The organism is Actinomadura xylanilytica (assembly GCF_030283145.1).
In the GTDB taxonomy this organism is placed as follows: Bacteria; Actinomycetota; Actinomycetes; order Streptosporangiales; family Streptosporangiaceae; genus Spirillospora; species Spirillospora xylanilytica.
Window position 1 is genome coordinate 1303028 of the sequence record NZ_JASNWE010000001.1, and the last position, 25455, is coordinate 1328482.

Annotated in this window: 23 protein-coding genes, 3 tRNA genes and 1 riboswitch; of the genes, 4 read left to right on the top strand and 22 right to left on the bottom strand. The window is 72.4% G+C overall.

Going from position 1 to position 25455, the window contains the following annotated elements:
• Positions 1-22: 22 nt before the first annotated feature.
• From QP090_RS06090 to QP090_RS06125, 8 genes are all read right to left on the bottom strand, one after another.
• A tRNA-Glu gene (locus QP090_RS06090) sits at positions 23-98 on the bottom strand.
• Positions 99-244: 146 nt separating this feature from the next.
• Positions 245-317, bottom strand: a tRNA-Glu gene (locus QP090_RS06095).
• A gap of 211 nt (positions 318-528) precedes the next feature.
• On the bottom strand, positions 529-924 hold the full coding sequence (locus tag QP090_RS06100) for a hypothetical protein (protein WP_285937493.1): 396 nt from the start codon (positions 922-924) through the stop codon (positions 529-531).
• A gap of 309 nt (positions 925-1233) precedes the next feature.
• A tRNA-Gln gene (locus QP090_RS06105) sits at positions 1234-1305 on the bottom strand.
• A 143-nt stretch (positions 1306-1448) separates the two neighbouring features.
• A complete protein-coding gene (locus QP090_RS06110; protein WP_285937495.1) occupies positions 1449-2084 on the bottom strand; it encodes a DUF2461 domain-containing protein in 636 nt (211 codons plus the stop codon).
• Between the two features lie 70 nt (positions 2085-2154).
• Entirely contained in the window at positions 2155-2919 is a 765-nt protein-coding gene (locus QP090_RS06115; protein ID WP_285937496.1) for a fumarylacetoacetate hydrolase family protein, read from the bottom strand.
• A gap of 42 nt (positions 2920-2961) precedes the next feature.
• Entirely contained in the window at positions 2962-4083 is a 1122-nt protein-coding gene (locus QP090_RS06120; protein WP_285937497.1) for a cellulose binding domain-containing protein, read from the bottom strand.
• Positions 4084-4195: 112 nt separating this feature from the next.
• Positions 4196-4573, bottom strand: a complete 378-nt coding sequence (locus QP090_RS06125; protein WP_285937499.1) for a tetratricopeptide repeat protein — start codon at positions 4571-4573, stop codon at positions 4196-4198.
• Positions 4574-4787: 214 nt separating this feature from the next.
• On the opposite strand from QP090_RS06125, the gene QP090_RS06130 reads away from it, so the two are divergent.
• Positions 4788-5150, top strand: a complete 363-nt coding sequence (locus QP090_RS06130; RefSeq protein ID WP_285937500.1) for an antibiotic biosynthesis monooxygenase family protein — start codon at positions 4788-4790, stop codon at positions 5148-5150.
• Positions 5151-5157: 7 nt separating this feature from the next.
• On the opposite strand, the gene QP090_RS06135 is transcribed toward QP090_RS06130, so the two are convergent.
• The 4 genes from QP090_RS06135 to QP090_RS06150 all read right to left on the bottom strand — a co-directional run bounded on the left by QP090_RS06135 (position 5158) and on the right by QP090_RS06150 (position 9685).
• Positions 5158-5436 (bottom strand): GNAT family N-acetyltransferase, encoded by a 279-nt coding sequence (locus QP090_RS06135; RefSeq protein ID WP_285937502.1) that lies wholly within the window; start codon positions 5434-5436, stop codon positions 5158-5160.
• A gap of 43 nt (positions 5437-5479) precedes the next feature.
• A complete protein-coding gene (gene cimA, locus QP090_RS06140; RefSeq protein WP_285937503.1) occupies positions 5480-7057 on the bottom strand; it encodes a citramalate synthase in 1578 nt (525 codons plus the stop codon).
• A gap of 295 nt (positions 7058-7352) precedes the next feature.
• A complete protein-coding gene (locus QP090_RS06145) occupies positions 7353-8456 on the bottom strand; it encodes a branched-chain amino acid aminotransferase (RefSeq protein WP_285937504.1) in 1104 nt (367 codons plus the stop codon).
• 173 nt (positions 8457-8629) lie between these two features.
• On the bottom strand, positions 8630-9685 hold the full coding sequence (locus QP090_RS06150) for a 3-isopropylmalate dehydrogenase (RefSeq protein ID WP_285937505.1): 1056 nt from the start codon (positions 9683-9685) through the stop codon (positions 8630-8632).
• A gap of 119 nt (positions 9686-9804) precedes the next feature.
• Positions 9805-9989, top strand: a riboswitch (cobalamin riboswitch).
• A 32-nt stretch (positions 9990-10021) separates the two neighbouring features.
• Here QP090_RS06150 and QP090_RS06155 point away from each other — a divergent pair.
• Together QP090_RS06155 and QP090_RS06160 are read left to right on the top strand one after the other, a co-directional pair.
• Positions 10022-10246 carry a CbtB domain-containing protein gene (locus QP090_RS06155; RefSeq protein ID WP_285937506.1) on the top strand — a complete coding sequence of 75 codons (225 nt, stop codon included), beginning with the start codon at positions 10022-10024 and terminating at the stop codon, positions 10244-10246.
• Between the two features lie 19 nt (positions 10247-10265).
• Positions 10266-11012 (top strand): CbtA family protein, encoded by a 747-nt coding sequence (locus QP090_RS06160; protein WP_285937507.1) that lies wholly within the window; start codon positions 10266-10268, stop codon positions 11010-11012.
• A 116-nt stretch (positions 11013-11128) separates the two neighbouring features.
• Here the strand turns inward: QP090_RS06160 and QP090_RS06165 are convergent, their stop codons facing one another.
• The 7 genes from QP090_RS06165 to QP090_RS06195 all read right to left on the bottom strand — a co-directional run bounded on the left by QP090_RS06165 (position 11129) and on the right by QP090_RS06195 (position 20992).
• Complete coding sequence (locus QP090_RS06165) at positions 11129-11851, bottom strand: (2Fe-2S)-binding protein (RefSeq protein WP_285937508.1); 723 nt, start codon at positions 11849-11851, stop codon at positions 11129-11131.
• Positions 11852-12182: 331 nt separating this feature from the next.
• Positions 12183-13772, bottom strand: a complete 1590-nt coding sequence (serA, locus tag QP090_RS06170) for a phosphoglycerate dehydrogenase (RefSeq protein ID WP_285937509.1) — start codon at positions 13770-13772, stop codon at positions 12183-12185.
• A 249-nt stretch (positions 13773-14021) separates the two neighbouring features.
• Positions 14022-14663 (bottom strand): thymidylate synthase family protein, encoded by a 642-nt coding sequence (locus QP090_RS06175; protein ID WP_285937510.1) that lies wholly within the window; start codon positions 14661-14663, stop codon positions 14022-14024.
• Positions 14664-15028: 365 nt separating this feature from the next.
• The gene (locus QP090_RS06180; RefSeq protein WP_285937511.1) at positions 15029-16657 is read right to left on the bottom strand and encodes a DUF2079 domain-containing protein; all 1629 of its coding nucleotides are present in this window, start codon (positions 16655-16657) and stop codon (positions 15029-15031) included.
• A gap of 84 nt (positions 16658-16741) precedes the next feature.
• On the bottom strand, positions 16742-19387 hold the full coding sequence (locus QP090_RS06185; RefSeq protein WP_285937513.1) for an FtsX-like permease family protein: 2646 nt from the start codon (positions 19385-19387) through the stop codon (positions 16742-16744).
• Between the two features lie 244 nt (positions 19388-19631).
• A complete protein-coding gene (locus QP090_RS06190) occupies positions 19632-20348 on the bottom strand; it encodes an ABC transporter ATP-binding protein (protein ID WP_285937514.1) in 717 nt (238 codons plus the stop codon).
• On the bottom strand, positions 20345-20992 hold the full coding sequence (locus tag QP090_RS06195; protein WP_285937515.1) for a PadR family transcriptional regulator: 648 nt from the start codon (positions 20990-20992) through the stop codon (positions 20345-20347). Before QP090_RS06195 ends, QP090_RS06190 begins: the two co-directional genes overlap by 4 nt.
• A gap of 139 nt (positions 20993-21131) precedes the next feature.
• Between QP090_RS06195 and QP090_RS06200 the strand changes: the two genes are divergently transcribed.
• The gene (locus QP090_RS06200; RefSeq protein WP_285937516.1) at positions 21132-21917 is read left to right on the top strand and encodes a hypothetical protein; all 786 of its coding nucleotides are present in this window, start codon (positions 21132-21134) and stop codon (positions 21915-21917) included.
• An 86-nt stretch (positions 21918-22003) separates the two neighbouring features.
• Here the strand turns inward: QP090_RS06200 and ilvC are convergent, their stop codons facing one another.
• Genes ilvC through QP090_RS06215 form a run of 3 tightly spaced genes read right to left on the bottom strand, consistent with a single transcriptional unit; the run spans position 22004 to position 25349 of the window.
• On the bottom strand, positions 22004-22987 hold the full coding sequence (gene ilvC, locus QP090_RS06205) for a ketol-acid reductoisomerase (RefSeq protein ID WP_285937518.1): 984 nt from the start codon (positions 22985-22987) through the stop codon (positions 22004-22006).
• A gap of 47 nt (positions 22988-23034) precedes the next feature.
• Complete coding sequence (gene ilvN, locus QP090_RS06210) at positions 23035-23559, bottom strand: acetolactate synthase small subunit (RefSeq protein WP_285937519.1); 525 nt, start codon at positions 23557-23559, stop codon at positions 23035-23037.
• Positions 23560-23564: 5 nt separating this feature from the next.
• A complete protein-coding gene (locus QP090_RS06215; RefSeq protein WP_285938590.1) occupies positions 23565-25349 on the bottom strand; it encodes an acetolactate synthase large subunit in 1785 nt (594 codons plus the stop codon).
• Between the last annotated feature and the right edge of the window lie 106 nt (positions 25350-25455).

The following is a 25455-nucleotide window of genomic DNA, read 5'->3' on the forward strand; positions in this document are numbered from 1 at the left end:
GATGATGATCAGGGCTTTTCCGTGGTACCCCCGAGCGGATTCGAACCGCCGTTACCGCCTTGAGAGGGCGGCGTCCTAGGCCACTAGACGACGGGGGCCAGGCTCACGTTCTCGGCCCTCGCGGTCTCCCGCTCGGGCGTGCCCCAGCTTAGCGGACGTTCCCGCGTTCATCGAACCGGATTCTCACCGGCGGACCGCCGTGAAAACAAAAGACCCGGATCGATGATCCGGGTCAACTGCCGTGTACCCCCGAGCGGATTCGAACCGCCGTTACCGCCTTGAGAGGGCGGCGTCCTAGGCCACTAGACGACGGGGGCCTGAACTTGATCGTCCGACCGGGGCGGACGAAGCCGGGGTACCAGGACTCGAACCGGCATCCGGCCTCGTCCCCAACGGCCCCTACTGTAGCGCCTGATCACCACCATGCAAAACGGGTTCCGACCGGCCGGGCAGCGGCCGGAACCCGATGCGTGATCGTCCAGGGATGTCCGGCTACCAGCGGCCCTCGTGTACGTCTTGAGCAGGATCTCAGGCGTGGGTCGTGGCGCTGTAGGCGTCCCACTTGGTGTTGCTGCCCTCGTACATCCAGACGTGGACGCGGACCAAGGTGCCTTCGGGGATGTCCTGCGCGCACTTGGTCGGGACCGATTGCCCCTCCTTCGCGGTGCAGGAGAACAGGGCCTGCCACGCGTCCTTGCCCGAGTTGTACTTCTGGACTGAGGCTCGCACCCGCCAGCCACCAGCCGGCGTGTAGTCGTCGACCACCAGTTGGTCCCCGTTCGGCACGAATGATCCATAGCCAGTGCTGCCCGAGGGGAGCCACGCGTAGACCTGACCGCTCGCGGCGTGGGCCGGAGTCGGGGCGAGCAGGCAGGTGATGGACGCCACCGCACCCAAGCCGGCGAGGATCGATCGACGATTCATGGCTGTCTCCAATGCACGGGGATGTCGATGAAGCTCTTCACCCCGGGCCGGTCACTCCTGAGGGACGTGATGCGGCGCGCGAAGCGAATCGCCTAATCTTGGCAAGATCGACAGCCGGTGATCAAGAGGCAGCCGCCTACCGGTCATCAAAATGCCGCTTGCCGAACCCGGCGAAAGTGAAGGCCACCGAGAGTCCGCTCGCGTCGATGACCGGGCGAGGTCCGGGGTCGTTCCCCCTGCGTTCCCACGGAGGCCCAGAAACACGAAAGCCGCAGTCTCCCGGGAGACTGCGGCCTAGTGAGAATTTTGCTGGGGTACCAGGACTCGAACCTAGACTAACTGAACCAGAATCAGTCGTGCTGCCGATTACACCATACCCCAGTGCGGTACTCACTCCCGATCGTTTCCGCCCGGTCGCTCGCGCCTCAAGGAGAATACAGGACCAGGGGACCTGGACCAAAACGATGGCCCGACAGGCCCGGCGTACCCCGAGAATCCCCTGCTCACAGGCTTTTCGGCGCCGGTCAGCGACTGAAGTCGGGCGGGCCCACGTGGGCGTTGCCCCAGTCGACCAGCGGACGGAGCACGCGCCAGGACGCGCGGACCCGGTCGACGACCTCGCCCGTCCGCATCCACGGGTCGGCCGGCCAGCCCTCGTGCGCGTAGAGCGAGCGGTGCCGCAGCAGCGGCAGCCGCGGGTGGTCGGCGGAGGTTCCGCGGGGACGGGTCTTGAGCCGGTCGCCGTCAATCTCCATACCGGCCGCGCGCAGCCCGTCGACGATCGCCTCCAGCTCCTTGCCGGAGATGTCGGACCCGACGGCGGCCCGGTAGCGGCGGAGCTGCTCGGGCGCGGGCGCGAACAGGCCGCCCGCGACCATCAGCCCGTCGGCGTCGACCTGGACGTAGAAGCCCTCGCCGGTGATGCCGCCCTGATGGGTCTTGTAGGGGGTCTTGTCCTTGCTGAACCGTACGTCGCGGTAGGGCCGGAACAGCTTGGCCGGGCCGAACTCGTCCTCCAGCTCGGCGCACAGCTCGCCCAGCGGATCGCGCACGTGCCGCTCGTAGGTCTGCTTGTGCGCCGTCCAGTAGGCCCTGCCGTTGTCGGCCTGCAAGCCCTCGTAGAACTCGAAGGCCGCGTCGTCGAAGCCGCTGAATGCCACGGCAGTCCCCTCCCCGTCCTACGGCGTCCCCGGAGGACCACCCTAGGGACGCCGTACGACAACAGCGCGTTCAGTCGCGGGCGACGACCCGGTTGGTGAGGTCGCCGACGCCCTCGACGGACACCGTCACCTCGTCGCCGATCTCCAGCGGCCCCACGCCGGCCGGGGTGCCGGTCAGGATGACGTCGCCGGGCAGCAGCGTCATGACCTGGCTGACGTACTCGACGAGCTCGGGGATCCCGTGCAGGAGCTGGGACGTCCGGGCGTCCTGCCGGACCTCGCCGTTGACCGAGGTGGAGATCGCCAAATCGGACGGGTCGACCTCGGTCTCGATCCACGGGCCCAGCGGGCAGAACGTGTCGAAGCCCTTGGCCCGGGCCCACTGCCCGTCCCTCTCCTGGAGGTCCCGGGCGGTGACGTCGTTGGCGCAGGTGTAGCCGAGGATCGCCTCGGCCGCGCGGGCGGCGGGGATCTCGCGGACCATCCGGCCGATCACCACGGCCAGCTCGCCCTCGAAATCGACGCGCTGTGACAGCCTCTGCGGGTAGGCGATCGTCTCGCGCGGGCCGATCACCGCCGTCGACGGCTTGCTGAAGATGATCGGCTCGGCCGGCGGCTCGCCGCCCATCTCGCGCGCGTGATCGGCGTAGTTCTTGCCGATCGCGATGACCTTGCTCGGCAGGATCGGCGCCAGCAGCCGGACGTCGTCGAGCGGGTAGCGCCGCCCGGTGAAGGTCAGCTCGCCGAATGGATGCGCCGCGACGGCGGCGATGGTGTTCTCTTCGACCACCCCGAAGGACATGCCCTCATCGGTGGAGAACCTCGCGATACGCATGCTGGGAAGCCTAGTACGGCCCCGGGCCACGGCATCCCGGGGTCAGAACCCGCAGGGCCGCCCGCCGATCCGGCAGCCGCGCGGGTCGCCCGCCGTGCCGGCGGCGCCGAACCGGACCTCCCAGGTCCCTCCGGCCGGGATCGGCGCGGCGGTGCCGAGGCTGCTGATCCGCACCTGCTCGCCGCCGCTGTCGAGCTGCCCGCCCCAGACGTTCCGGACGTCGGCGTCGGGCGCCTCGAAGGTGATCTCCCAGCTCTCCATGGGCGCGGCACCCTGGTTGGTGATGACGAGCCTGCCCTCGAAGTAGCCCTCGTCCTTCTGCATGAGCTGGTAGGTGATCCCGTCGCCGTCGACCACGGCACCGGCCGGCGGACCGGACTGCCGCGGTCCGGAGGGCGCCTCCCCCGCCGGGGGCGTCCCCCCGGCCGCCGGGTCCTCCGGCGACACGGGTGTCTGCGGGCCCGTCGGAGCCCCGGGCTTCGCGGGTTCTCGTGGCTCCCCTGGCTTCCCGGGCGCCGCGGGCGCCGTCGGGCTCTGGGGTGCCGCGGAAGGCGATGCGGGCCGCGCGGCCTCCTTGGGCTCGGAGTCGCCCCCGCCCACCAGCACGACCACCAGCGCTCCGACCGACAGGACGAGAACGGCCACGACGAGCGCGACCAGCACCTTCGGACGTCCTGCCCCGGACGGCCTCGAAACGGCCCCTGCGCCCATCGTGGACTGCACCGCAGGCCCGCCACCGGCCGGGGGCCCTGCGGGCGGCGGCGCGAACTGAGCCGCCGCGTTCACCGCGCCACCGTTGGACGAAACGGCCACCGGTGCCTCCGGGGACTCCGGAACCTCGGCAGGCTCCGAAACCTCAACGGACGCCGGGGCCGGGGCCGCCTCCGCGGACACGGGTACCTCGGCGGGCGCGGGCGCCTTGACAAGCGCCGGCTCGGGCACCTCCGCAGGGGCGGGCGCCTCCTCGGGGGCGGGCGCCTCTGGGGGCTCCGGCGGAACGATCTCGTCTTCAGGGCTGCCGGCGGGGGGCCCGGCCGCCGGCCCGGACGGCGGCGGATCGTCGTCCACCTCGTCGACGGGGACGACGTCCTGCGCGGTCGTCTCGGGATCTGCGGCCGTGTCCTGCGCCGGGCCGCCCGGGATCGCGAAGTCCGCCGTGGTCATGTGGTCCGGGGGTACGTACCCGGAGTCTCTGCCGCTCAACTCGTCACCCTCCACCGTGCGCCGTCCTCATTGTTCGATGACGGGCGGAACGGTTCGGTTCGGGTGGGTCGGCTCAGCCCGCGGGAGCGGGTTCCAGGCCGCGCCGCGCCGCCTGCCTCTGGTGCCGGTTGAGCATGTCGGTGATGAGCTCGATGGCGTCGGGCGTGGTGGCGCCGTTGGCCCCGCTGAGCCAGCGGGTGGCCTCGGCCAGCAGCTCCTCGGCGGTGTCGTCCGGCAGGCCGCGGCGGGCGTCGGCGAGGCGGCCGAGGACGCCGCCGAGCCGCAGCGCGGCGTCGGCGCGGTCCGATTCGGCCGCGCGGCGGAACCAGTCGGCGGCCTGTTCGAGGTCGCCCTCGCGCTCGTACATCTCGCCCAGCCCGAACGCGACGTCGGCCCACGACCCGTCCGTGGGACGCCCAAGGTCCTCGGGGCTCCAGGGTCGGACAGGCATGGGGATCACTCCGGTCGTCGGTGGCGGGGGGCGCACGGGCGGAACGTCCGACCGTGCCCGTACATCGTGACCGGCAAACGCACCGTACGCCACCCTTTCAGTCAATTTCAGTGCAAATTTCAACGTGTGCTGCGGTGATCCGCCGCGGCGCCGGATCGGGGCGGGATCCGGCCGGGCCGATACCGTGGGCGAGACCAGACCAGAGGAGCCGAGCGTGTCCGTAGTGAAGATCAATGTCCTGACCGTGAGCGCCGAGATGCGTACGGAGCTCGAGCGGCGCTTCGCCGGCCGGGCGGGGCTGGTGGAGTCCGCCGACGGGTTCGAGGGGTTCGAGCTGCTGCGCCCCGTGGAGGGCACCGACCGCTACCTCGTCTACACCCGCTGGCGCAGCGAGGACGACTTCCAGCGCTGGACCGAGAGCCAGTCGTTCCGGAAGGGCCACGCCGACGCCGCCAAGGAGGGCGCCGGGCAGGGGCAGGGGCACGGGCACGGCGGGAGCGGTCCGGCCGCCGGCGCGTCCGAGCTGTGGAGCTTCGAGGTCGTCGAGAGCGCCGCGCCCAAGCCCGCCGGCGGCTGACCGGGAATCAGGCCACCAGGTCCGCGTAGTCGGGGTGCCGTTCGATCCAGCCCTTGATGAACGGGCAGAGCGGGACGGCGTTCAGGCCCTTGGCCCGGACGTCGTCCAGCGCTCCCCTGGCCAGCGCCCCGCCGACGCCCTTCCCCTCGAAGGCCGAGTCCACCTCGGTGTGGGTGAACACGATCTCTCCCTCTTGCCGCCGGTACTCGGCGAAGCCGGCCAGTGCGCCGTCCACCCGGATCTCGTAGCGGCTCCGGTCGGCGTCGTCGCTGATCTCTTTGCTCATGCCCCCTGTAATGCCCGCCGGACGAGGGTGATTCCCCCGACGGTCAGCCGGCCTCGTAGCCGGCGTGGAGCAGGCAGTACGTGACGGCCTCCTCCAGCGCCTGCCAGGAGGCGGCGATGACGTTGTCCTCGACGCCGACCGTGCCCCACTCGCGCACGCCGTCGCCGGACTCGATGAGCACCCGGGTGCGGGCGCCGGTGCCGTGCGTGCCCTCCAGGATCCGCACCTTGTAGTCGACCAGCTCCAGCCGGGCGAGCTCGGGGTAGAGCCGGCCGAGCGCGGAGCGCAGCGCGTTGTCCAGGGCGTTGACCGGACCGTTGCCCTCGCCGGTGGCGATGATCCGCTCGCCCTTGGCGCGCAGCTTCACCGTCGCCTCGCTGACCATGGAGCCGTCCGGGCGGCGCTCCACGATGGACCGCCACGACTCGATCTCGAAGTGGCGCTGCCGGACGCCGGTGAGCTCCTCACGGAGCAGCAGCTCGAACGAGGCGTCGGCCGCCTCGAAGGTGTAGCCGGTGGACTCCAGCTCCTTGACCCGGGCGACGACGGCCTTGGCCTTCTCCCCCGACAGGTCGTAGCCGAGCTCGCGGCCCTTCAGCTCGACCGAGGCGCGGCCGGCCATGCTGGAGACCAGCATCCGCATGTCGTTGCCGACCGCGGCCGGGTCGATGTGCTGGTACAGGTCCGGGTCGACCTTGATCGCCGAGGCGTGCAGCCCGGCCTTGTGCGCGAACGCCGACACGCCGACGTAGGGCTGCTGGGAGGCCGGCGCGACGTTGGTGACCTCCGAGACCGCGTGCGCGATCCGGGTCATCTCGGCGAGCTGGCCGTCGCTGACCAGCCGCATCCCCCGCTTGAGCTGGAGGTTCCCGACCAGGGTGAACAGGTTGGCGTTGCCGCTGCGCTCGCCGTAGCCGTTGGCGCAGCCCTGGACGTGGGTGGCGCCGGCCCGGACGGCGGCGAGGCTGTTGGCGACAGCGCAGCCGGAGTCGTCGTGGCAGTGGATGCCGACACGGGCGCCCACCGAGACCACCTCGTGCACGACGTCCGCGAGCTCGTCCGGCAGCATCCCGCCGTTGGTGTCGCAGAGCGCGACGACGTCGGCGCCGGCCTCGGCGGCGGTCCGGACGACCTCCAGCGCGTACGCCCGGTTGGCCAGGTAGCCGTCGAAAAAGTGCTCGGCGTCCAGGAACACCCGCTGGCCCTCCGCGCGCAGGTGGGAGACCGTGTCGCGGATCATCGCGAGGTTCTCCTCCAGGGTCGTGCGGAGGGCCAGTTCGACGTGCCGGTCGTGACTCTTGGCGACCAGGGTCACGACGGGCGCGCCGGAGTCGCGCAGGGCGGCCACCTGGGGGTCGTCGGCGGCCCGCACACCGGCTCGGCGGGTCGCGCCGAACGCGGTGAGCTGCGCGTTCCTCAGGTCGAGCTCGGTCCGGGCCCGCCTGAAGAATTCGGTGTCCTTGGGGTTGGCGCCGGGCCAGCCGCCCTCGATGAAGCCGACGCCGAGGTCGTCGAGGTGCCGCGCGACGACGAGCTTGTCGGCGACCGTGAGGTTGAGCCCCTCCTGCTGGGACCCGTCTCGCAGCGTGGTGTCGTAGACGTGGAATCCGTCGCCGTGCATGGTGCGACCCCTTCAAGGGATGGGTGTTTCGGCGCCGGGACACAAAAAAGACCCCTCACGGACGTGAGAGGTCTGCGCGCCGGCGGTGTCCCGTTAGATGCCGGCGCGCCAGCCGATAATGACGAGGCTGTGGCGCATGATGGTTCCCATTCTGCCATACCCGGTCCAGTGACAGGACACGGCGTCCCACATGGCGAGACGAGAGCCGTCCCGGAGGCCCGGTGCGCCGTGGCGGGCACGGGCCCCCGGGCCTCCCGAAAAGCGGACGGCGGACGGGCGGACGGGCGGACGGGGCTCAGGCGATCCCGTGCACCCAGCCGTACGGGTCCGGCCGGCTGCCGTACTGGATGCCGATCAGCTCTTCGCGCAGCCGCATCGAGACCTCGCCGGGCTCGCCGTCGCCGATCGACCAGGCGCGGTCGGTGCCCTTGACGTGGCCGACCGGGCTGATGATCGCGGCGGTGCCGCAGCCGAAGACCTCGGTGATCTGCCCCGACTCGCAGCCGGCCTGCCACTCCTCGATGCTGATCTTGCCCTCCTCGGCGGAGATGCCGAGATCGGGCGCGAGCCTGAGCATGGAGTCGCGGGTGATCCCGGGCAGCAGCGTGCCGGTGAGCGCCGGGGTGAGCAGCCGGGCGTCCGGGCCGGAGCCGTAGACGAACATCAGGTTCATCGAGCCGACCTCCTCGACCCAGCGGTGCTCCACCGCGTCGAGCCAGACGACCTGGTCGCAGCCCTGCTCGACGGCCTCGGCCTGGCCGGCGAACGAGGCAGCGTAGTTGCCGCCGAACTTGGCCTCGCCGGTGCCGCCCGGCGCCGCGCGGGTGTAGTCCCGCGAGAGCCACACCGAGACGGGCTTGATCCCGCCCGAGTAGTAGTTGCCCGACGGCGAGGCGATCACGACGAACAGGTACTCCTGCGCCGGCCGGTTGACGCCGAGGGCCCGGGTCGTGGCGATCATGAAGGGCCGCAGGTAGAGGCTGTGGCCCTGGGTGTCCGGCACCCAGTCGCGGTCGGCGCGGACCAGCACCTCCAGCGCGTCCACGAAGAGCTGCTCGGGGATCTCGGGCATCGCCATCCGCCGCGCCGAGCGGTTCATCCGGGCCGCGTTCATGTACGGGCGGAAGGTCACGATCGACCCGTCGGCCTGCCGGTAGGCCTTCAGCCCCTCGAACAGCTCCTGGGCGTAGTGGAAGACCTGGCTGGCCGGGTCCATCGCGAGCGGCGCGTACGGCTCGAGCCGTGCGTCGTGCCAGCCGCTCTCGGCCGAGTAGCGGATGGTGACCATGTGGTCGGTGAAGTACTGGCCCCACCCGGGGTCGGCCAGCACGGCCTCCCGCTCGGCGGCCGGCGTCCGCCGCTCGGAGGGCCGGAGATCGAAGTCCAGGGTCGTGCTCATCGTGAGGATCCTCTCGCGGATCGCCGGGGCGGCCCCGTAGCCGCACGGCATTCCTTAGTCCTTATTGTCGTACTCGTCTGGCCCTGCCCTCACACTCGCGGCGCGCACACGGAAAACCGGGCGCGCCGCTGAGGCGCGCCCGGAATCGTCCTACCGGTCGGAGAGGCGCGCCCCTAGCCGGATACTCGCTTGGCGATCGCGTCGCCGACCTGTGCGGTGGAGCGGGTGCCGAGGGCGGCGCGCTCGGCGAGGTCGGCGGAGACCGCCTCCTCGACGCGGCGGGCGGCGGCGGTGGCGCCGAGATGGTCCAGGAGCATGGCGGCCGAGAGGATCGTGGCGGTGGGGTCGGCCTTGCCCTGGCCGGCGATGTCGGGCGCACTGCCGTGCACCGGCTCGAACATCGAGGGGGCGGTGCCGTCGGGGTTGACGTTGCCGGAGGCGGCCAGCCCGATGCCGCCGGCGATCGCGGCGCCGATGTCGGTGATGATGTCGCCGAACAGGTTGTCGGTGACCACCACGTCGAAGCGCTGCGGCTGGGAGACGAAGAACATCGTGGCCGCGTCGACGTGGAGGTAGTCGGTGGCGACCTGCGGGTACTCCTCGGCGACCCGCTTGAGGGTGCGCTGGTAGAGGTCGCCCGCGAAGGTGAGGACGTTGTCCTTGTGGACGAGCGTGAGCTTGTGCCGCGGCCGGGCGGCGGCCTGCTCGAACGCGTACCGGACGACCCGCTCGACGCCGAAGGCGGTGTTGACGCTCTCCTGCGTGGCGACCTCGTGCCGGGTGCCCTTGCGCAGCACGCCGCCGACGCCGGTGTAGGGGCCCTCGGTGCCCTCGCGGACGACGACCATGTCGATGTCGCCCGGGGCCACCCCGGCCAGCGGCGTCGCGACGCCCGGGAACAGCTTCACCGGGCGCAGGTTGACGTAGTGGTCGAGCTCGAACCGGGTGCGCAGCAGCAGCCCGCGCTCGAGGACGCCGCTCGGCACGGACGGGTCGCCGACGGCGCCGAGCAGGATGACGTCCTGGCCGCGCAGCTCCTCCAGGACCGAGTCGGGGAGCGTCTCGCCGGTGCGGTGCCAGCGGGCGGCGCCGAGATCGTAGGAGGTGCGCTCGAAGGCGAGGTCGCTCACGGGCGCGACGGCGTCGAGGACCTTCAGCCCTTCGGTGACGACCTCAGGACCGATACCGTCGCCGGGGATGACCGCCAGGCGGATGCTGCGGGAAGCCATGCGCGCACTGTACTGCAAACGTCTCAGTGTTTGAGCATTGGTCTCACCATTCGATACACGAGGCCGGGCCGGGCCGCCGTCCCACCGCGGATCCCCACTTGACGTGAGACGCCCCAAAGAGGACGCTCTGGTCGACAAGTTCACATAGAGGCGACGGTGCGCAGGAACCTGGTGCGATTCCAGGACGGTCCCGCCACTGTGACCAGGGAGCCTCCCCGCGGCACGACCACGGCCACCTCGGCCGGAGCGTCCGCGGAGGCGGTGCGCTGGGAGTCAGGACACTGACCCGTCGTCCTCCCGTAACCGGGGCGAGTGCACCCCGTGAGGAGACCCGACATGGCCCAGTCAGCCATTCCCGCGCAGCAGGCCGAGCCGCGCCCGGCGCCGATGCGCGTCCCCGTCCGCGACGTCCTGCCCTGGGCGGTCTTCGCCGTGGCGCTGGCCGCGGTGCTCATCTACCTCGTCGGCGCCGAGCAGGGCGCCACCTCCCTGTTCGGCGGCACGTGGGTGCACGAGTTCACCCACGACGGCCGGCACCTGCTCGGCTTCCCCTGCCACTGACGGGCGGGCGAACCAGATCATGATGAGATCCCTGCTGGTCCGCGGCATGCTCGCCGGACTGGCCGCCGCGGCGATCGCACTGCTGATCGCCTGGCTCTACGGCGAACCGCAGGTCGGCCACGCGATCGCGTTCGAGGAGGCCAAGGCGCACACGGCGCACGAGGGGCACGAGGCCGAGGTGGTCGGCCGCACGATGCAGCGCACCGGCGGCCTGATCACCGCGATGGCCTTCTACGGCGTCGCGCTGGGCGGGCTGTTCTCGATCGCCTTCGCGTTCGCGCACGGACGGCTCGGCGCACTCGGCGCCCGCGCGACGGCGGGCGTGGTGGCGCTGGCCGGGTTCGTGGCCGTCGAGCTGGTGCCGTTCCTGAAGTACCCGGCGACGCCGCCGGCGGTCGGCGACCCCGAGACGATCGGCAGCCGCACCGCCCTCTACTTCGGGATGGTGCTGCTGGGCGTCCTCGCCACCACCGCCGCGGTGATCGCCCGGCACCGGCTGGCGCCGGGGCTCGGCGGCTGGAACGCGACGATCGTCACGGCGGTGGGCTTCGCCGTCGTGATCGCCGTCTTCTACCGGATCACGCCCAAGCCCGACGCGGTGGCGGACGGCTTCCCCGCCACCGTGCTGTGGGACTTCCGGGTCGCCTCGTTCGGCGTTCAGCTGGTGCTCTGGGCCACGCTCGGCCTGCTGTTCGGCTACCTCACCGAACGTGCGTTCCAGCGCAACGCGCGGTCCGCGGCGGAGCCGGTGCCTGCGGGCGCCTGAGACGCCTCACCGGATGCGGCGTGCCATCGGCGACGCCGGCGCGCCGCATCCGCCCCGGCACTCAGGCCCCAGGCCAGGCCCTCACTGCCCAGGACCCACGACTCAAGAGCCAGGACTCACTGCCCGGGACTCAGGGTTCCGGGGCCGGGCTCCGGCGTGCGGCGCTTGAGCGCGCAGTCGCCGCACAGGCCGCCTTCCGGGGGCACCCGGTAGTAGAGGCAGCAGCTCCGCCTGGTGAAGTCGCCGTGGTCGAACGATCCCGTACCGGTGAGGGGGTCACGGGCGAGCAGGTCGCGTACCAGGCCGTCCATGCCGTCCATGCCGGGACGGCCGGAGGCCACCCGCAGCGTGCCGGCCAGCGCGGACGCCGCGTTCCCCCACAGCAGGCCGTCGGCCAGCCGGACGAAACCCAGCATCGTCTCGCGCAGCGGCCTGAGCTGCCCGTCCACGACCTCGCGGTGCACCGGCCCGGCCGGGTCGCCGGTCCGCAGCCCGGCCGGATCCCTCAGCCACAACGCGATGGGCGCTCCGGGGGCCCACCGCCAGTGCAGCCCGCCCAGATCGGGGACGACGCCCTGGGCCGCCGCCGCGACCACGGGCGACCACAGGCGCGACGCCAGGCCCTGGAAGAGGATCGAGGCCGCGACCCGGCGCTCGCCGGTACCGAGCCGCTCGGCGTAGGCGTCGGTCAGGCCGATGAGCCGCGCGGTGTCGCGTTCGGGCAGCGGGCGCCAGGTGGGATCGGCCTCTTCGGCCGGATCGGTGACGACCTCGAAGTACGGGCCGAGCCGCGCCACGTCGCGCAGCACCCGGGCGACCTCGGCCCCCTCCACCCGCACCGAGCCTCCGGACGCTACTTGGTCGGGCTGCCGCCGTTGTCACGGCGGTCGAGGGCGATCTGGAGGGCGCGGGCTGCCTCTTCCCGGGCGTCGTCGGCGGCCGCGGTGAAGGTCTCGTCGTTCATGTGCGGGCTCCGTCTGTCGCTGGGCTGCGGGGATGGCCACGGGCCACCGTGGTTCACACCTGACCTCCGACCACGGTACCCGCGCCCGCCCGAAGTGTCCCGACCGGTGGCGGATGTTCTCACGATATGAGACATCAGTCGCTCTCACCTGCGGAAACGAAAAGGCCGTGGCCCCGCGAAGGGGACCACGGCCTCTCGGACGGGGGTCAGGCCTCCAGGTCGACCCGGCGGCCCATGTCGGCGCCCACCTCGGCGCCGATGGCGTCGATCAGCTGCGGCGGGACGGCCGAGTCGACGGTGAGCGCGATCAGCGCCTTGCCGCCCTTGGCGTCCCGGCCGACCTGCATGCTGGCGATGTTGATGCCGGCGTCGCCGAGCAGCTTGCCGACCGCGCCGACGATGCCGGGACGGTCGGTGTAGGCGAACAGGCCCATGTGCGCGGTCGGGACGATCTCCATGTCGTACCCGTTGATCTCGATGATCCGCTCGGTGTGCTTCGGGCCGGTGAGCGTGCCGGACACCGACACCACCGCGCCGTCGGCCATCGTGCCGCGCACCTGCACCACGTTGCGCCAGTCGGGGCTGTCCTCGCTGGTGGTGAGGGTCACCTCGACGCCGCGGCCGGAGGCCAGCAGCGGCGCGTTGACGAAGGTCACCGCCTCTTCGACCACGTCCACGAACACGCCCTTGAGCGCGGCCAGCTCCAGCACCTTGACGTCGTGGCCGGTGATCTCGCCGCGGACCACCACGTCGAGCCGGACCGGCACGCCGCCGGCGAGCGCGGTGAAGATGCGGCCGAGCTTCTCGGCGAGCGGCAGGCCGGGCTTGACGTCCTCGGCGACCGCGCCGCCCTGGACGTTGACCGCGTCGGGCACGAACTCGCCCGACAGCGCCAGCTTGACCGAGCGGGCCACCTGGGTGCCCGCCTTCTCCTGCGCCTCGTGCGTGCTGGCGCCGAGGTGCGGGGTGATCACGACGTTGTCGTGGTGGAACAGCGGGCTCTCGGTGCAGGGCTCGGAGCTGAACACGTCGATGCCCGCGCCGGCGACCCGGCCGTCCTTGAGCGCGAGGTCGAGCGCCTCCTCGTCGACGATCCCGCCGCGGGCGGCGTTGATCACGCGCACGTTCGGCTTGACCAGGTGCAGCTCGCGGTCGCCGATGAGGCCGAGGGTCTCGGGGGTCTTGGGCAGGTGCACGGTGATGAAGTCGCTCTCGCGCAGCAGCTCGTCGAGCGTGACGAGCTTCACGCCGAGCTGCGCGGCGCGGGCGGCCTGCACGTACGGGTCGAACGCGATCACGTTCATGTCGAACGCGGCGAGCCGCTGCGCGACCAGCACCCCGATGCGGCCGAGCCCGAGCACGCCGACGGTCTTGCCCTGGAGCTCGACGCCGGTGTACTTGGACCGCTTCCACTCGCCCTGCTTGAGCGCGGCGTGGCCCTGCGGCACGTTCCGGGCGGTGGCCAGCAGCAGCGCGATGGCGTGCTCGGCGGCGGTGACGATGTTGGACGTCGGGGCGTTGACCACCATGACGCCGGCCTTGGTGGCCGACTCGACGTCGACGTTGTCGAGGCCGACGCCGGCGCGGGCCACCACGCGCAGCTTCTTGGCGGCCTGGAACACCTCGGCGGTGACCTTGGTGGCGCTGCGGACGATCAGGGCGTCGACGTCGGCGACGGCGGGCAGCAGCAGCGCGCGGTCGGCGCCGTCTACCTGGCGGACCTCGAAGTCGGACTCCAGGACGGCGATGCCGGCCGGTGAGAGCTCTTCTGCGACGAGGACGACGGGCTTGCTCAAGGAACAGTCCTTTGAAAGTCGGTTTCCGGCGGGTGATGTGCAGCGAAGTTGCGAGTCACCTCGTCGTGCCCTCGCCCCCGAGCGAGTCTATCCCGGTTGGGGCGGGCGCTTCGCGGCGGCGGTGACACCCACCGGCATTCCCCGTTTTGTCAGGTCATCCGGCCCTCCGCACGCCGAAGACCGGACCGTCCGGAGCGGGCACCACCGGACCGTCCGGCCCCGGCGCCCGGGGGCGCCCGGCCCAGCGCGTCAGGCCGCGTTGGGCTCGGGCACGGAGGCCAGGACCGAGGCGACGTGCTCGGCGTCGGCCACCTCCACGTGCGGGACGTCGACGAAGATCCGCAGAGGTCCGGGCGGGAGCCCCAGCTCCTCGGCGACCCCCACCTGGACGCCGCGCAGCGGGATGTAGGACAGGTAGCCGCGCAGGACGTTCTGCGACCGGAACATCGCGGTCATGATCAGCCGGTAGCCGCGAATCCGGAACGAGAGCGCGACCAGGCACGGCACGTCCTCGGCGTTCTCGCCGGGCACCAACAGCGAGATCCACGCGCTGGTCGTCCACGGGCGGGCGCGCAGCAGACCGGTGACCCAGCCGAGCTGGTCGACGCCCTGGAGGTCGCGCAGCCGCGTGCCGTACACGCCGTTCACGGTGCGCCGGGTCCGCTCTTTGGCCCAGTGCACGATCCGGGCGTGGTCCCCGTGGTCGCGCAGGAGGGGGTCCTCCCAGCTCAACGAGGTGACCTCGAAGCAGAGCGGCGGGCCCTCGATGATGGGCCCGCCGTCGGCCATGCCGGCCTCGCCGGCCGACCAGACGTGCCGCAGCGCCGCGATCCACGCCTTCCCGCAGGTCTCATGGCGTGGGACGGGGGCGTCGTCTCTCGCCGCCGCCATGTCACGACTCCCCGCGGTAATTCGGCCCGCGGACCACAATGCGGTCAAGGGATTTACCCACCGGGGGCGATGCGGCGCGCGGGACGAATTCCCGGCGTGCGGTTCGGCGTACTCCCGGCCCGAGTGACTGATCACCTCGCATGGAACTCCGCCCCGCCGTTCCGGCAGCGGTCACGGGGTGTGTTTGCGCTGGTGCGCTGGAGGGCCGCGGCCGTCGCGACTTTCTTCTAGTATCAGGCAAACAACGCGAAAAAGGTAGGTCTATTGCACCGGTCGTGCTTTCTGACCGGCACCATGACCAACCCTTACGCTATACATCGTCCATGTTAGGCCGGGCTCGTCCGGAAAGGCGGGTGGGACTCCGCTCACCACGGATCGGGGGCGTCCCGATGGAGCAGCACGTAGCCGTACCGGCGGAAGACCTCCCGGTATCCGGCCTCGATCAGCGTCTCGACCCGCGCGCGCTGCTCGTCCACCGAGGTGAACGGGAACTCCAGCCGGTCCACGTCCGCGACGACCCACGGCGCGTACCGGGGCTCCCAGTCCCACAGCAGTACCCGGGTGCGGCCGGTGAGGGCGGGCCCGACGCCGTTGGCCGACTCGACCAGCACCCCATCGGGCACCCGGGCCGCCACCGCCGCCGCGGCCCGCGCGCGCTGGTTCTGCTTCCAGAGGGCCGGATCGGCCAGGTCGTTGAACGCGAAGAACGGCACGAGGACGATCCCGGCGGTCAGCATCCCGGCGGCGGGCGCGACCCGCGGCGCCGGCAGCCGGTGCCGGCGCGGGCGCGACCCGGGCACCGCCTGGCGGGACGCGCGCGAGCGCCGCGCCTGCTCCCCGGTCCGTCTCCGGGCCCGCGACACGATCAGGCCGCGGACTCTGACCGCCCCGTCCACCGCGGCGAGGACCAGCACCGCGATCAGGAAGGCGTTGTAGTGGTAGCTCGGCGCCCACCAGTTGCTGAAGCGGCTGGCCAGCATCCGCTCGGCCAGCAGCGGCAGGACGGTGAGCGTCAGCGGGGACGCCAGCGGCAGCAGCAGCAGCGGCAGCACCAGCAGCGCCATCGTGGCGAGCTTGCCCGGCGGCGTGGTGAGCGTCGCCACCACGTCCCAGGGGCGGGTCAGGGCGTGCGCGGCGGCACTCGGCAGGTCGGGCCCGAGCGAGCCGTAGGCCCAGTAGTAGTCGTTGTCACCGCCGAACGCCGCGATGATCAGCCGTGAGCACACCCAGGTCGCGACCAGCCCGGCCGCCAGGCAGGCGAACCCGGCGGGCCGGTCGCCGCGCAGCGGCCAGGCGCGCACTCCCCCCGCGCCCCGAGGGCGGCGGGCGAGCAGGAAGAGGCCGAACCCGGCGAGCAGCAGCCCCATGTCCTCCTTGACCAGCAGCAGCGCCACCGCGGCGACCGCCGCCTGCCCGCGCCTGCCCGCGTCGTACCGCTCCACCAGCAGCGCCGACAGCAGCGGGACGAACGCGACCTCGTGGAAGTCGAACGACAGGGCCTCGGCGACCGGCCAGGACAGCGCGTAGGCGCCGGCGGCGCAGTACGCGGCGCCCGCGCCGAGGCGGCGTTCGGTGTAGCGCCAGATCGGGACGATCGCCAGGGCGAACAGCGCCGCCTGGGCGATGAGCAGCGTGGCGGGCCCGTCGTGGATCCAGTAGAGCGGCGCCAGCAGCGCGAGGGCGGGCGAGAAGTGGTCGCCGAGGATCGGGAAGCCGGGACCGAAGCCGTTGTGCACGCCCTTGACCATCGCGACCGGCAGGCCGAACCCGCTGTACGAGCGGACCCCCTGATCGAAGATGACCAGGTCGTAGCTGGTCGTCCGAAACGCCCGCAGGCGCATCAGCGAGTACGCGGCGTACACGGCCGCCGTCACCACGATCAGCGCGGCGAGCGGCGGGCGCGGCCGATGGAGGCGGCGCGGACGGCGGAACCACCGCCGGCGAGCGGTGGGGGCCTCGTCCGCCGGCCCCTCCCCGATCACTCTCTCGGCCACGCGCCAGGACGCTACCAGCAGCCCGGCGCCCGACCGAACCACCGGACGGGGACGGGCCGGAAGCGGACCGGCCCGTCCCCCCACTCAGGCGGTCACGCGGCGGGCCATCGGGAGCCGCGAACGGGTGAACAGCCCGGCGGCGAGCATCGCGACCAGCGGGATCACGATCGCGATCACCCCGAGCAGCGTCCAGGGGATGTCGAGGATCGGACCGTGGCCCGCCGCCTCCAGCATCCCCCCGGCCCCATGGACGGGCTCCACCAGGGTGAGCGTGCGCGCGACCGCGATGCCCGGGACGAGCCCGGCCGCCAGGCCGAGCCAGCAGCCGAGCAGCGCGACGAACCCCGCCTGGCCCATCATCAGCAGCCGCCGGGTCCGCGGATGGGCGCCGACGGCGGCCAGGGTCGCCAGGTCCGGACGGGCGTCGGCGGCGGACAGGCCCGTCGCGATCAGCGAGCCGCCGAGCGCCAGCACCGCGCCGACCACCCCCAGCAGCAGCGTCGTCCTCCCGAACGAGCCGGTGAACCCCCGCTCGACGTACACGCCGCCGCCGTCCTTGCCGTAGTCGAGGAGGACCTCCTTCAGCCGCGCCTCCTCGGCGCCGGTGACCCGGTGCTCGGCCCGGTCCACTCCGAACGCCTCGGTCCGGGGCGGGACCCCGATCCGCCGCGCGACCTCGGGCGGGACGAGCACGCGCGCGTGCGGATCACCGGGGAGGGTGACCGCGGGCAGCCCCGGCACCGTCTTCAGCGTCCGCTGCCGCCCCCCGTTCGCCTCCCACACCGACACCCTGGCGGTGGTGACGGCGTCCTGCGGGGGTTTGGCGCCGAAGAACACCACCTTGCCCGCCGCGAGCGCCGCCGTGACGGCCGGATCGTCGCGGCCCAGCAGGAACCGCGCCTCCTTCGCCCCGGCCACCACGTTGTCGATGGTGATCTCCCCGGGTCCGTGCTCCGCGGTGAACGCGACGCCGGGGCACTCCTGCGGGCGGCCGGACTCGCACCCGCTCTCCTCGCCCGGCAGGGTCCGCAGCTCCACGAGCGGGACGCCGGGCAGCTCCCGCCGGACGGCCCGTCCGGCCTCGGCCGCCCGGTCAGCGGGCGCCCGGAGCAGTGCCGACCCGGGCGGGAGCCTCCGCTCGTACTCCCGCCGCTCCTGCTGGAAGTCGCTGGCGCCCCCGATGGCCAGCGCGGTGATCCCGGCGACCGCCGCCATGATCGCGGCGACCACGGGCGCGGACCGGGCCCGGTTGCGCGAGCCGTCCCGCACCGCGAGCCGCAGCGGCAGCGGCAGGAACCGGGCCGCGCGCCCGGCCGCCGCCACCAGCCACGGCGCCACCAGCACGCAGCCGATGGTGATCGCCGTGGCCCCGAACGCCGCGCCGAGCTCCCGCCAGAACCGCACCCCGACCAGGCTCAGCACGACGCCCGCCACGATCAGCACGGCGCCGGCGAGCGGCCGACCGAGGCGGACCCGGCCCCCGTCGCGCCGTCCGGCCAGCGCGGCCACGACCTCCGCCCGCGCGGCCTGCCGGGCGGGCAGGTACGCGGCGACCAGGCCGCTGCCCACGCCCAGCGCCATGGTGGCCGCGGCCAGCGCCCACGGCACCTCGAACGGGCCCATCCGCTCGCCGCCGGCCATGTGGACGCACTGCCTGGCCAGCGCGGCGGCGCCGATCCCGAGCCCCGCGCCGGCCAGCGCGGCGGCCGAGCCGAGCACCAGCCCGCCCGCGAGCACCACCGCGCGCAGGTGCCGGCGGTCGCCGCCCGCGGCGGCGATCAGCGCGAGCTGCCGCCGCCGGTGCCGGACGCCCACCGCGAACGCGGGCCCGGTCAGCAGCACCACCTCCAGCACGATCATCGCGACGGCCAGGGCCATGACCTCCCGCCCGCCCGTGTCCCCGGACCTCACCAGGTCCTGATCGACCTCACTCGCCGGCGGCGGATGCTCCACGGCGTCCCGGGACAGCACCGACAGCCCGGCCTTGTTGAACTCCTTGACGTCGGCCCAGGTGACCGGCCGTCCCGCCGAGACCAGCCACTGTGGCGGCTCGGGCGACCGACCCGGGAACGCGCCGGGCAGGCCCAGCGTGATCGCCGCATCGGGCCGCCTCGGGTCGATCACGTACCCGACGACCCGCTTGGGCGTCCCCTCCCGTCCGACCTGCGCCATCGAGCCGAGCGTGAAGCCCTTCCCGCGCAGCGAGGGCGCCAGGGCCACCTCGTCCGCCGACGCCGGCGCCCGCCCCGCGGTGACCTCGAACATGCCGCGCGCCAGCGGGTCGCGGAGATCGAGCTCCTTCAGGTCGGCGCGGACGTACCCGTGCGCGGTCCGCAGCACCCCCCGCGTCCCGGTCGAGACCGGCACGATCCGGACCCCCGGCCCGTACTTCGCGGCGACCGTCCGGCCGACCTCGCCGGACGTCCAGGGGCGGTCGGCATCACCCGCAGGCGCGGGCCGGGCCTGGAGCTCCTCCAGGCCCGGCGTCTGGTCCACGGGTTCTCGGCCGAACGCGTAGAACCGCGCGTCGGCCGTCCCGAGCTCGTACGGCAGCTCCTCCTTCGGCGACCATGCGGCCGTCTGCGCCAGCACCGCCAGCGCGACGACCGCGAGGACGGGGAGGCCGATCATGCACAGCACCAGGGCCGTGCGTCCCTTGGACCGCATCGCGTCCCGCCGCGCGATCCGCACCGCCGCCCGGTGCGCGCTCCCCCTGCTCACCCTGCTCATCGGCTCACTCCGTTCGCGCGTTCGTGGCCGCTTCACGCGGTGGCTTCCCTCGTCGCAGGCTCCTCAGTCCAGCCACCGCGCGCCCACTCACCCTGCTCATCGGCCCACTCCGTTCGCGCGTTCGTGGCCGCATCACGCGGTGGCTTCCCTCGTCGCAGGCTCCTCAGTCCAGCCACCGCGCGCCCACTCACCCTGCTCACCGGCCCACTCCGTTCGCGCGTTCGTGGCCGCATCACGCGGTCACTCACCGGACGTCCTGGAGGAGGGTCTCGGGGCCGGAGCGCGAGCCGGTCGTGTCGACCATGCGGCCGTCGCGGAGGAACACCACCCGGTCCGACCATGCGGCGTGCCTGGACTCGTGCGTCACCATCAGGCAGGCGGCGCCCGCGTCGCAGCGGGCGCGCAGGAGGCGCATGACGTCTTCGCCGGTGTTGCTGTCGAGGGCGCCGGTCGGCTCGTCGGCCAGGACCAGCCGGCGGTCGCCGACCAGGGCGCGGGCGATCGCCACCCGCTGCTGCTGGCCGCCGGACATCTCGTCGGGGAACTGGTCCGCCAGCTCGTCGACGCCGACCTCGCGCAGCGCGAGCGCGGCCTCGCGGCGGGCCCGGCGGGTGCCGGCGCCGTCGAGCTCGCGGGGCAGCATCACGTTCTCGATCGCGGTGAGGCCGGGGATGAGGTTGAGGTCCTGGAAGACGTAGCCGACGTGCCGGCGGCGCAGCGCCGACAGCCCGGACCGGCCGAGCGTCCCGAGGTCGGTGCCCTCGATGACGACCCGGCCCGAGGTGGGGGCGTCCAGGCCGCCGGCGAGGGTGAGCAGCGTCGACTTGCCCGAGCCGGACGGGCCCATCACGGCGACGAACTCCCCCGCCGCGACGCTGAGGCCGATGCCCGCGAGCGCGTGCACCAGGCCGGCGCCGGCGCCGTGGTCGCGGGACACCGCGTGCAGTTCCAGGACGTTCACCGGCGTGCCCTCTCGGCGCCGTCGGGCCGGGCGCGCACGCCGGATCCGGGACGTTCGGCCGCGCCGCCCGTACCGCCCGTGCCGCCCGCCGCGTCCGTGCGCTCCGCCGGGGCCGCGTCGTCGGCGCGGACCACGTACGCCTCGCAGTGGTCCAGCCAGCGCGCCTCGGCCTCGGCCTGGAAGATCATGGATTCGAGGACCAGCCGCCAGGCGCGGTCGGCCTGACCGGCCGGGACCGCCGGGGCGTCGGCCTTGAGCCGGGTGAGCTCCTGGAGCGAGCGCAGGGTGGCGGTGCGCTGGGTCTGGACGACGCCCACGACGTCGACGCCGGGCGTGGTGACCGCCATGGCCAGCTTGATCGACAGCTCGTCCCGGGGACGGTCGGTGCGCGCGATCGGGGTGGCGAACCAGCGCCGCACCTCCTCCTCGCCGTCCGGGGTGATCCGGTAGACGAACCGGCCCTCGTCGTCGGCGCCGACCCGGGTGACCCGTTCGTCGCGTTCGAGGCGGGCCAGGGTCGAGTAGACCTGCCCGATGTTGAGGGGCCAGGTGGCCCCGGTGGACGATTCGAACTCCGTGCGGAGCTGGTAGCCGTAGCGGGGCCCCTGGGACAGCAGGGCCAGCAGGCCGTGACGTATGGACATGCCTACCAAGTATGCATACCGAGTATGCTCATGGCAATACCGAGTATGCATGATGGGACACGCCGAACCGGATTGCACCGTGACAGAACGGCCGGGCCCTTACCGTGAACCGGTATTCCCGCCCCACCTGGAGAGCCCCGTGACCTCGGATTGCACCATCAGTGTCCTGCGCGACGTTCTGAGCGTTTACGACCACCGCTTCCTCGGCCTGGACGGCCCGCAGCGGGACCGCCTGGTCGACGGCACCCTCAGGATCCTCGGCACCGACGGGCTGGACGAGGCCACCCGGGCCGCGCTGCCCGCCTCCTACCGGCTGCGGGCGTTCTGCATCCGGCACGGCCTGCGCGAGGAGCTGGAGCAGCTGATCCGCGACGAGGCGGCCGGGAACCGGGCGGGCGCCGTCGTGGTCGGCGGCCGGGTCTACGCCCTGTACCCCTACCTGCGTGGCGTCTCCAGGCAGGACGCCGACATCACCGCCGAGGTCGGCGTGGAGCACCGGCTCGACGCGGTCGGCCGGCAGGGGTTCAACGCGCGGATCCGCGGACGGGCCGCGCTCGAGCAGGTCGAGACGCGCCGCACGGATGTGGAGCTGGTGCTGCGCAAGCGCGGCGGCTCGGGCGCCGAGCACCGCTTCCCCGCCGTGGAACGCGAGGACGGCTTCGAGGCGTTCGCCGACCTGACCCTGCCGGGGCCGGGCCGGTGGGACGTGCACGTGTCCGCCACCACGCTGGGCGTGACCCGTGAGGCGCGGTTCGGCACCGTGCGGGGCCCGAGGCTGAACACCGACACGTCCAAGCAGGGCATCGTCTCGGCCGGCGACGCGACCGTCTACTTCACCAAGGGCGGCCACCTGGCGGTGCTGGTCCGGGGCGAATCCCGGCCCGTGCCGCTGAGCACCCGCATCCGCCGCCGCCTCATCCGCTGAGCCCCACCTCTGAAGCGCGTCCGACGAAGAACGCGGCGTGCCGCCCTCGGGGGCGGCACGCCGCGTTCAGGCGTGGGGGAACGAACTCAGTCGTTCAGCCAGCTCATCATCGGGCGCAGCTGGGCGCCGGTCTTCTCGATCGGGTGCTCGGCGTGCTCCTGGCGGTACTTGGCGAACTGGGCCTGGCCGCCCTCGAACTCGCTCACCAGCTCCTTGGCGTACTCGCCGGACTGGATCTCGCCGAGGATCTTCTTCATCTCCGCCTTGGTGTCGGCGTTGATCAGGCGCGGGCCGCGGCTGTAGCCGCCGTACTCGGCGTTGTCGGAGACCGACCAGTACATCTTGGAGATGCCGCCCTCGTACATCAGGTCGACGATCAGCTTCAGCTCGTGCAGCACCTCGAAGTAGGCGATCTCCGGCTGGTAGCCGGCCTCGATCAGCACCTCGAACCCGGTCTTGATCAGCTCGGACGCGCCACCGCACAGGACCGTCTGCTCACCGAACAGGTCGGTCTCGGTCTCCTCGGTGAAGGTGGTCTTGATGCCGCCGGCGCGCAGGCCGCCGATGCCCTTGGCGTAGGACAGGGCCAGGTCCCAGGCGTTGCCGCTGGCGTCCTTGTCGACCGCGACCAGCACCGGCACGCCGCGGCCCGCGGTGAACTGGCGGCGGACCAGGTGCCCGGGGCCCTTCGGCGCGACCATCGCCACGTCCACGCCCTCGGGCGGCTGGACCAGGTCGTACCGGATGCTGAAGCCGTGCCCGAAGAACAGCGCGTCGCCCTCGACCAGCGCGGGGCGGATGTCCTTCTCGAAGATCTCCCGGTGGTGGTGGTCCGGGGCCAGGAGCATGATCAGGTCGGCCTCCTCGGCCGCCTCGGCGGGGGTGACGACGCGCAGGCCCTCGGCCTCGGCCTTCTCCCGGCTGGACGAGCCCTCGCGGAGTCCGACCCGGACGTCGACGCCGGAGTCGCGCAGCGACAGAGCGTGCGCGTGCCCCTGGCTGCCGTACCCGATGATCGCGACGTGCCGGCCCTGGATGACGCTCAGGTCGGCGGCGTCGTCATAGAACATCTCAGCCACAGTGCTGCTGCCTTTCGGTTGTGTGTGTCAGATTCGGGTCACGCGCTGCGCTCGATGGCGCGCAGCGAGCGGTCTGTGATGGAGCGGGCCCCGCGGCCGACGGCGACCATGCCCGACTGCACCAGCTCCTTGATGCCGAACGGCTCCAGAACCCGGATGAAGGCGTCGAGCTTGTCGCGGTTGCCGGTCGCCTCGATGGTGACCGCGTCCGGCGCCACGTCGACGACCTTGGCGCGGAACAGCGTCACGGTCTCCAGCACCTGCGACCGGGTCTCGGCGTCGGCGCGGACCTTGATCAGGATCAGCTCGCGCTGGACCGACGCGGAGGTGTCCAGCTCGACGATCTTGAGCACGTTGATCAGCTTGTTGAGCTGCTTGGTGACCTGCTCCAGGGGCAGGCCCTCGACGTTCACCACGATCGTCATCCGGGAGATCTCCGGATGCTCGGTGGTGCCCACCGCGAGGGACTCGATGTTGAAGCCGCGCCGGGAGAACAGGGCGGCGACCCTGGCGAGGATGCCCGGCTTGTTCTCCACCAGGACCGAGAGGGTGTGCAGGCTCATCGGGATCAGTCTCCGTTCTCCCAGTCGGGGGCCATGTCCCGAGCGATCTTGATGTCGTCGTTGGTGGTGCCCGCGGCGACCATCGGCCAGACCATGGCGTCCTGGTGCACGACGAAGTCGATCACGACGGGGGCGTCGTTGATCTCCATGGCCTTGGCGATGACCTCGTCGACGTCCTCGGCCCGGTCGCAGCGCAGCCCGATGCACCCGTAGGCCTCGGCCAGCTTGACGAAGTCGGGGATCATCGTGGTGCCGACGGCGCGCTCGGGCGACTTCTGCGAGTGCAGGGTGGTGTTGGAGTAGCGGCCCTCGTAGAAGAGCGTCTGCCACTGCCGGACCATGCCGAGGTTGCCGTTGTTGATGATCGCGACCTTGATCGGGATGCCCTCGATCGCGCAGGTGGCCAGCTCCTGGTTGGTCATCTGGAAGCAGCCGTCGCCGTCGATCGCCCACACCTGCGAGCCGGGCGCGCCGGCCTTGGCGCCCATCGCGGCCGGGACCGCGTAGCCCATGGTGCCGGCGCCGCCGGAGTTGAGGAACGCGCCGGGCCGCTCGTACTTGACGAACTGCGCGGTCCACATCTGGTGCTGGCCGACGCCCGCGACGTAGTAGGCCTCCGGGCCGACGAGGCGGCCGATCCGCTCGATGACGTACTGCGGGGACAGCGACCCGTCGTCCGGGGTGTCGTACCCGAGCGGGTAGGTGTCGCGCCAGGCGTCGAGCTGCCGCCACCAGTCGGTGTAGTCACCGGTGCGCCCGGCCTCGTGCTCGGCCTGGACGGCCACGATCAGGTCGGCGATGACCTCGCGGGCGTCGCCGACGATCGGGACGTCGGCGTGCCGGTTCTTGGAGATCTCGGCCGGGTCGATGTCGGCGTGCACGACCTTGGCGTGCGGCGCGAACCCGTCGAGATTGCCGGTGACCCGGTCGTCGAACCGGGCGCCGAGCACGACCAGCAGGTCGGACCGCTGGAGCGCGCCGACCGCGCCGACGCTGCCGTGCATGCCCGGCATGCCCATGTGCTGCGGGTGGCTGTCGGGCAGCGCGCCCTTGGCCATCAGGGTGGTGACGACCGGCGCGCCGGTCAGCTCGGTGAGGACCTTCAGCTCGGCGGCGGCGCCGGCCTTCAGCACCCCGCCGCCGACGTACAGCACCGGGCGCTCGGCGCGGGCGATCAGCCGGGCCGCCTCGCGGACCTGCTTGGAGTGCGGCCGGGTGACCGGCCGGTACCCGGGGAGCTGGAGCTGGACGGGCCACTCGAACTCGACGGTGGCCTGGAGCGCGTCCTTGGAGATGTCGACCAGGACCGGCCCGGGACGTCCGGTGCCGGCGATGTGGAACGCCTCGGCGACCGTCCGGCCGATCTCCTCCGCGTTGGTCACCAGGAAGTTGTGCTTGGTGATCGGCATCGTGATGCCCGCGATGTCGGCCTCCTGGAACCCGTCGGTCCCGATCAGCGAGGACGCCACCTGGCCGGTGATCGCCACGATCGGCACCGAGTCCATGTAGGCGTCGGAGATCGCGGTGACCAGGTTGGTCGCGCCCGGCCCGCTGGTCGCCATGCACACGCCGACCTTGCCGGTGACCTGTGCGTAGCCCTGCGCCGCGTGGCCCGCGCCCTGCTCGTGCCGGACCAGGATGTGACGCAGCTTGGTGGAGTCGAAGATCGGGTCGTAGGCGGGGAGGATCGCGCCTCCCGGAATGCCGAACACGGTGTCGACGCCGACGTTCTCCAGGGCACGGACCAGCGCCTGGGCTCCCGTCATCTGTTCGGTCGTCATGTTCCTGATTTCCTTGGGGAGAAGTCTGTGCCCGCTGGGGGCGCGCGGAGCGCGCGGTCTCCCAGGTCACACGGCCAACAAAAAACCCCCGCCGCCTAATGGCGGTCGAGGGGCG

What these genes read in the sequence shown, in the direction of transcription:
- QP090_RS06100 (WP_285937493.1), bottom strand. Translation starts at nt 924, where the DNA reads ATGAATCGTCGATCGATCCTCGCCGGCTTGGGTGCGGTGGCGTCCATC.
- QP090_RS06115 (WP_285937496.1), bottom strand. Translation starts at nt 2,919, where the DNA reads ATGCGTATCGCGAGGTTCTCCACCGATGAGGGCATGTCCTTCGGGGTG.
- QP090_RS06120 (WP_285937497.1), bottom strand. Translation starts at nt 4,083, where the DNA reads ATGACCACGGCGGACTTCGCGATCCCGGGCGGCCCGGCGCAGGACACG.
- QP090_RS06125 (WP_285937499.1), bottom strand. Translation starts at nt 4,573, where the DNA reads ATGCCTGTCCGACCCTGGAGCCCCGAGGACCTTGGGCGTCCCACGGAC.
- QP090_RS06135 (WP_285937502.1), bottom strand. Translation starts at nt 5,436, where the DNA reads ATGAGCAAAGAGATCAGCGACGACGCCGACCGGAGCCGCTACGAGATC.
- cimA (WP_285937503.1), bottom strand. Translation starts at nt 7,057, where the DNA reads ATGCACGGCGACGGATTCCACGTCTACGACACCACGCTGCGAGACGGG.
- QP090_RS06145 (WP_285937504.1), bottom strand. Translation starts at nt 8,456, where the DNA reads ATGAGCACGACCCTGGACTTCGATCTCCGGCCCTCCGAGCGGCGGACG.
- QP090_RS06150 (WP_285937505.1), bottom strand. Translation starts at nt 9,685, where the DNA reads ATGGCTTCCCGCAGCATCCGCCTGGCGGTCATCCCCGGCGACGGTATC.
- QP090_RS06155 (WP_285937506.1), top strand. Translation starts at nt 10,022, where the DNA reads ATGGCCCAGTCAGCCATTCCCGCGCAGCAGGCCGAGCCGCGCCCGGCG.
- QP090_RS06160 (WP_285937507.1), top strand. Translation starts at nt 10,266, where the DNA reads ATGATGAGATCCCTGCTGGTCCGCGGCATGCTCGCCGGACTGGCCGCC.
- QP090_RS06175 (WP_285937510.1), bottom strand. Translation starts at nt 14,663, where the DNA reads ATGGCGGCGGCGAGAGACGACGCCCCCGTCCCACGCCATGAGACCTGC.
- QP090_RS06185 (WP_285937513.1), bottom strand. Translation starts at nt 19,387, where the DNA reads ATGAGCAGGGTGAGCAGGGGGAGCGCGCACCGGGCGGCGGTGCGGATC.
- QP090_RS06195 (WP_285937515.1), bottom strand. Translation starts at nt 20,992, where the DNA reads ATGTCCATACGTCACGGCCTGCTGGCCCTGCTGTCCCAGGGGCCCCGC.
- ilvC (WP_285937518.1), bottom strand. Translation starts at nt 22,987, where the DNA reads ATGTTCTATGACGACGCCGCCGACCTGAGCGTCATCCAGGGCCGGCAC.
- ilvN (WP_285937519.1), bottom strand. Translation starts at nt 23,559, where the DNA reads ATGAGCCTGCACACCCTCTCGGTCCTGGTGGAGAACAAGCCGGGCATC.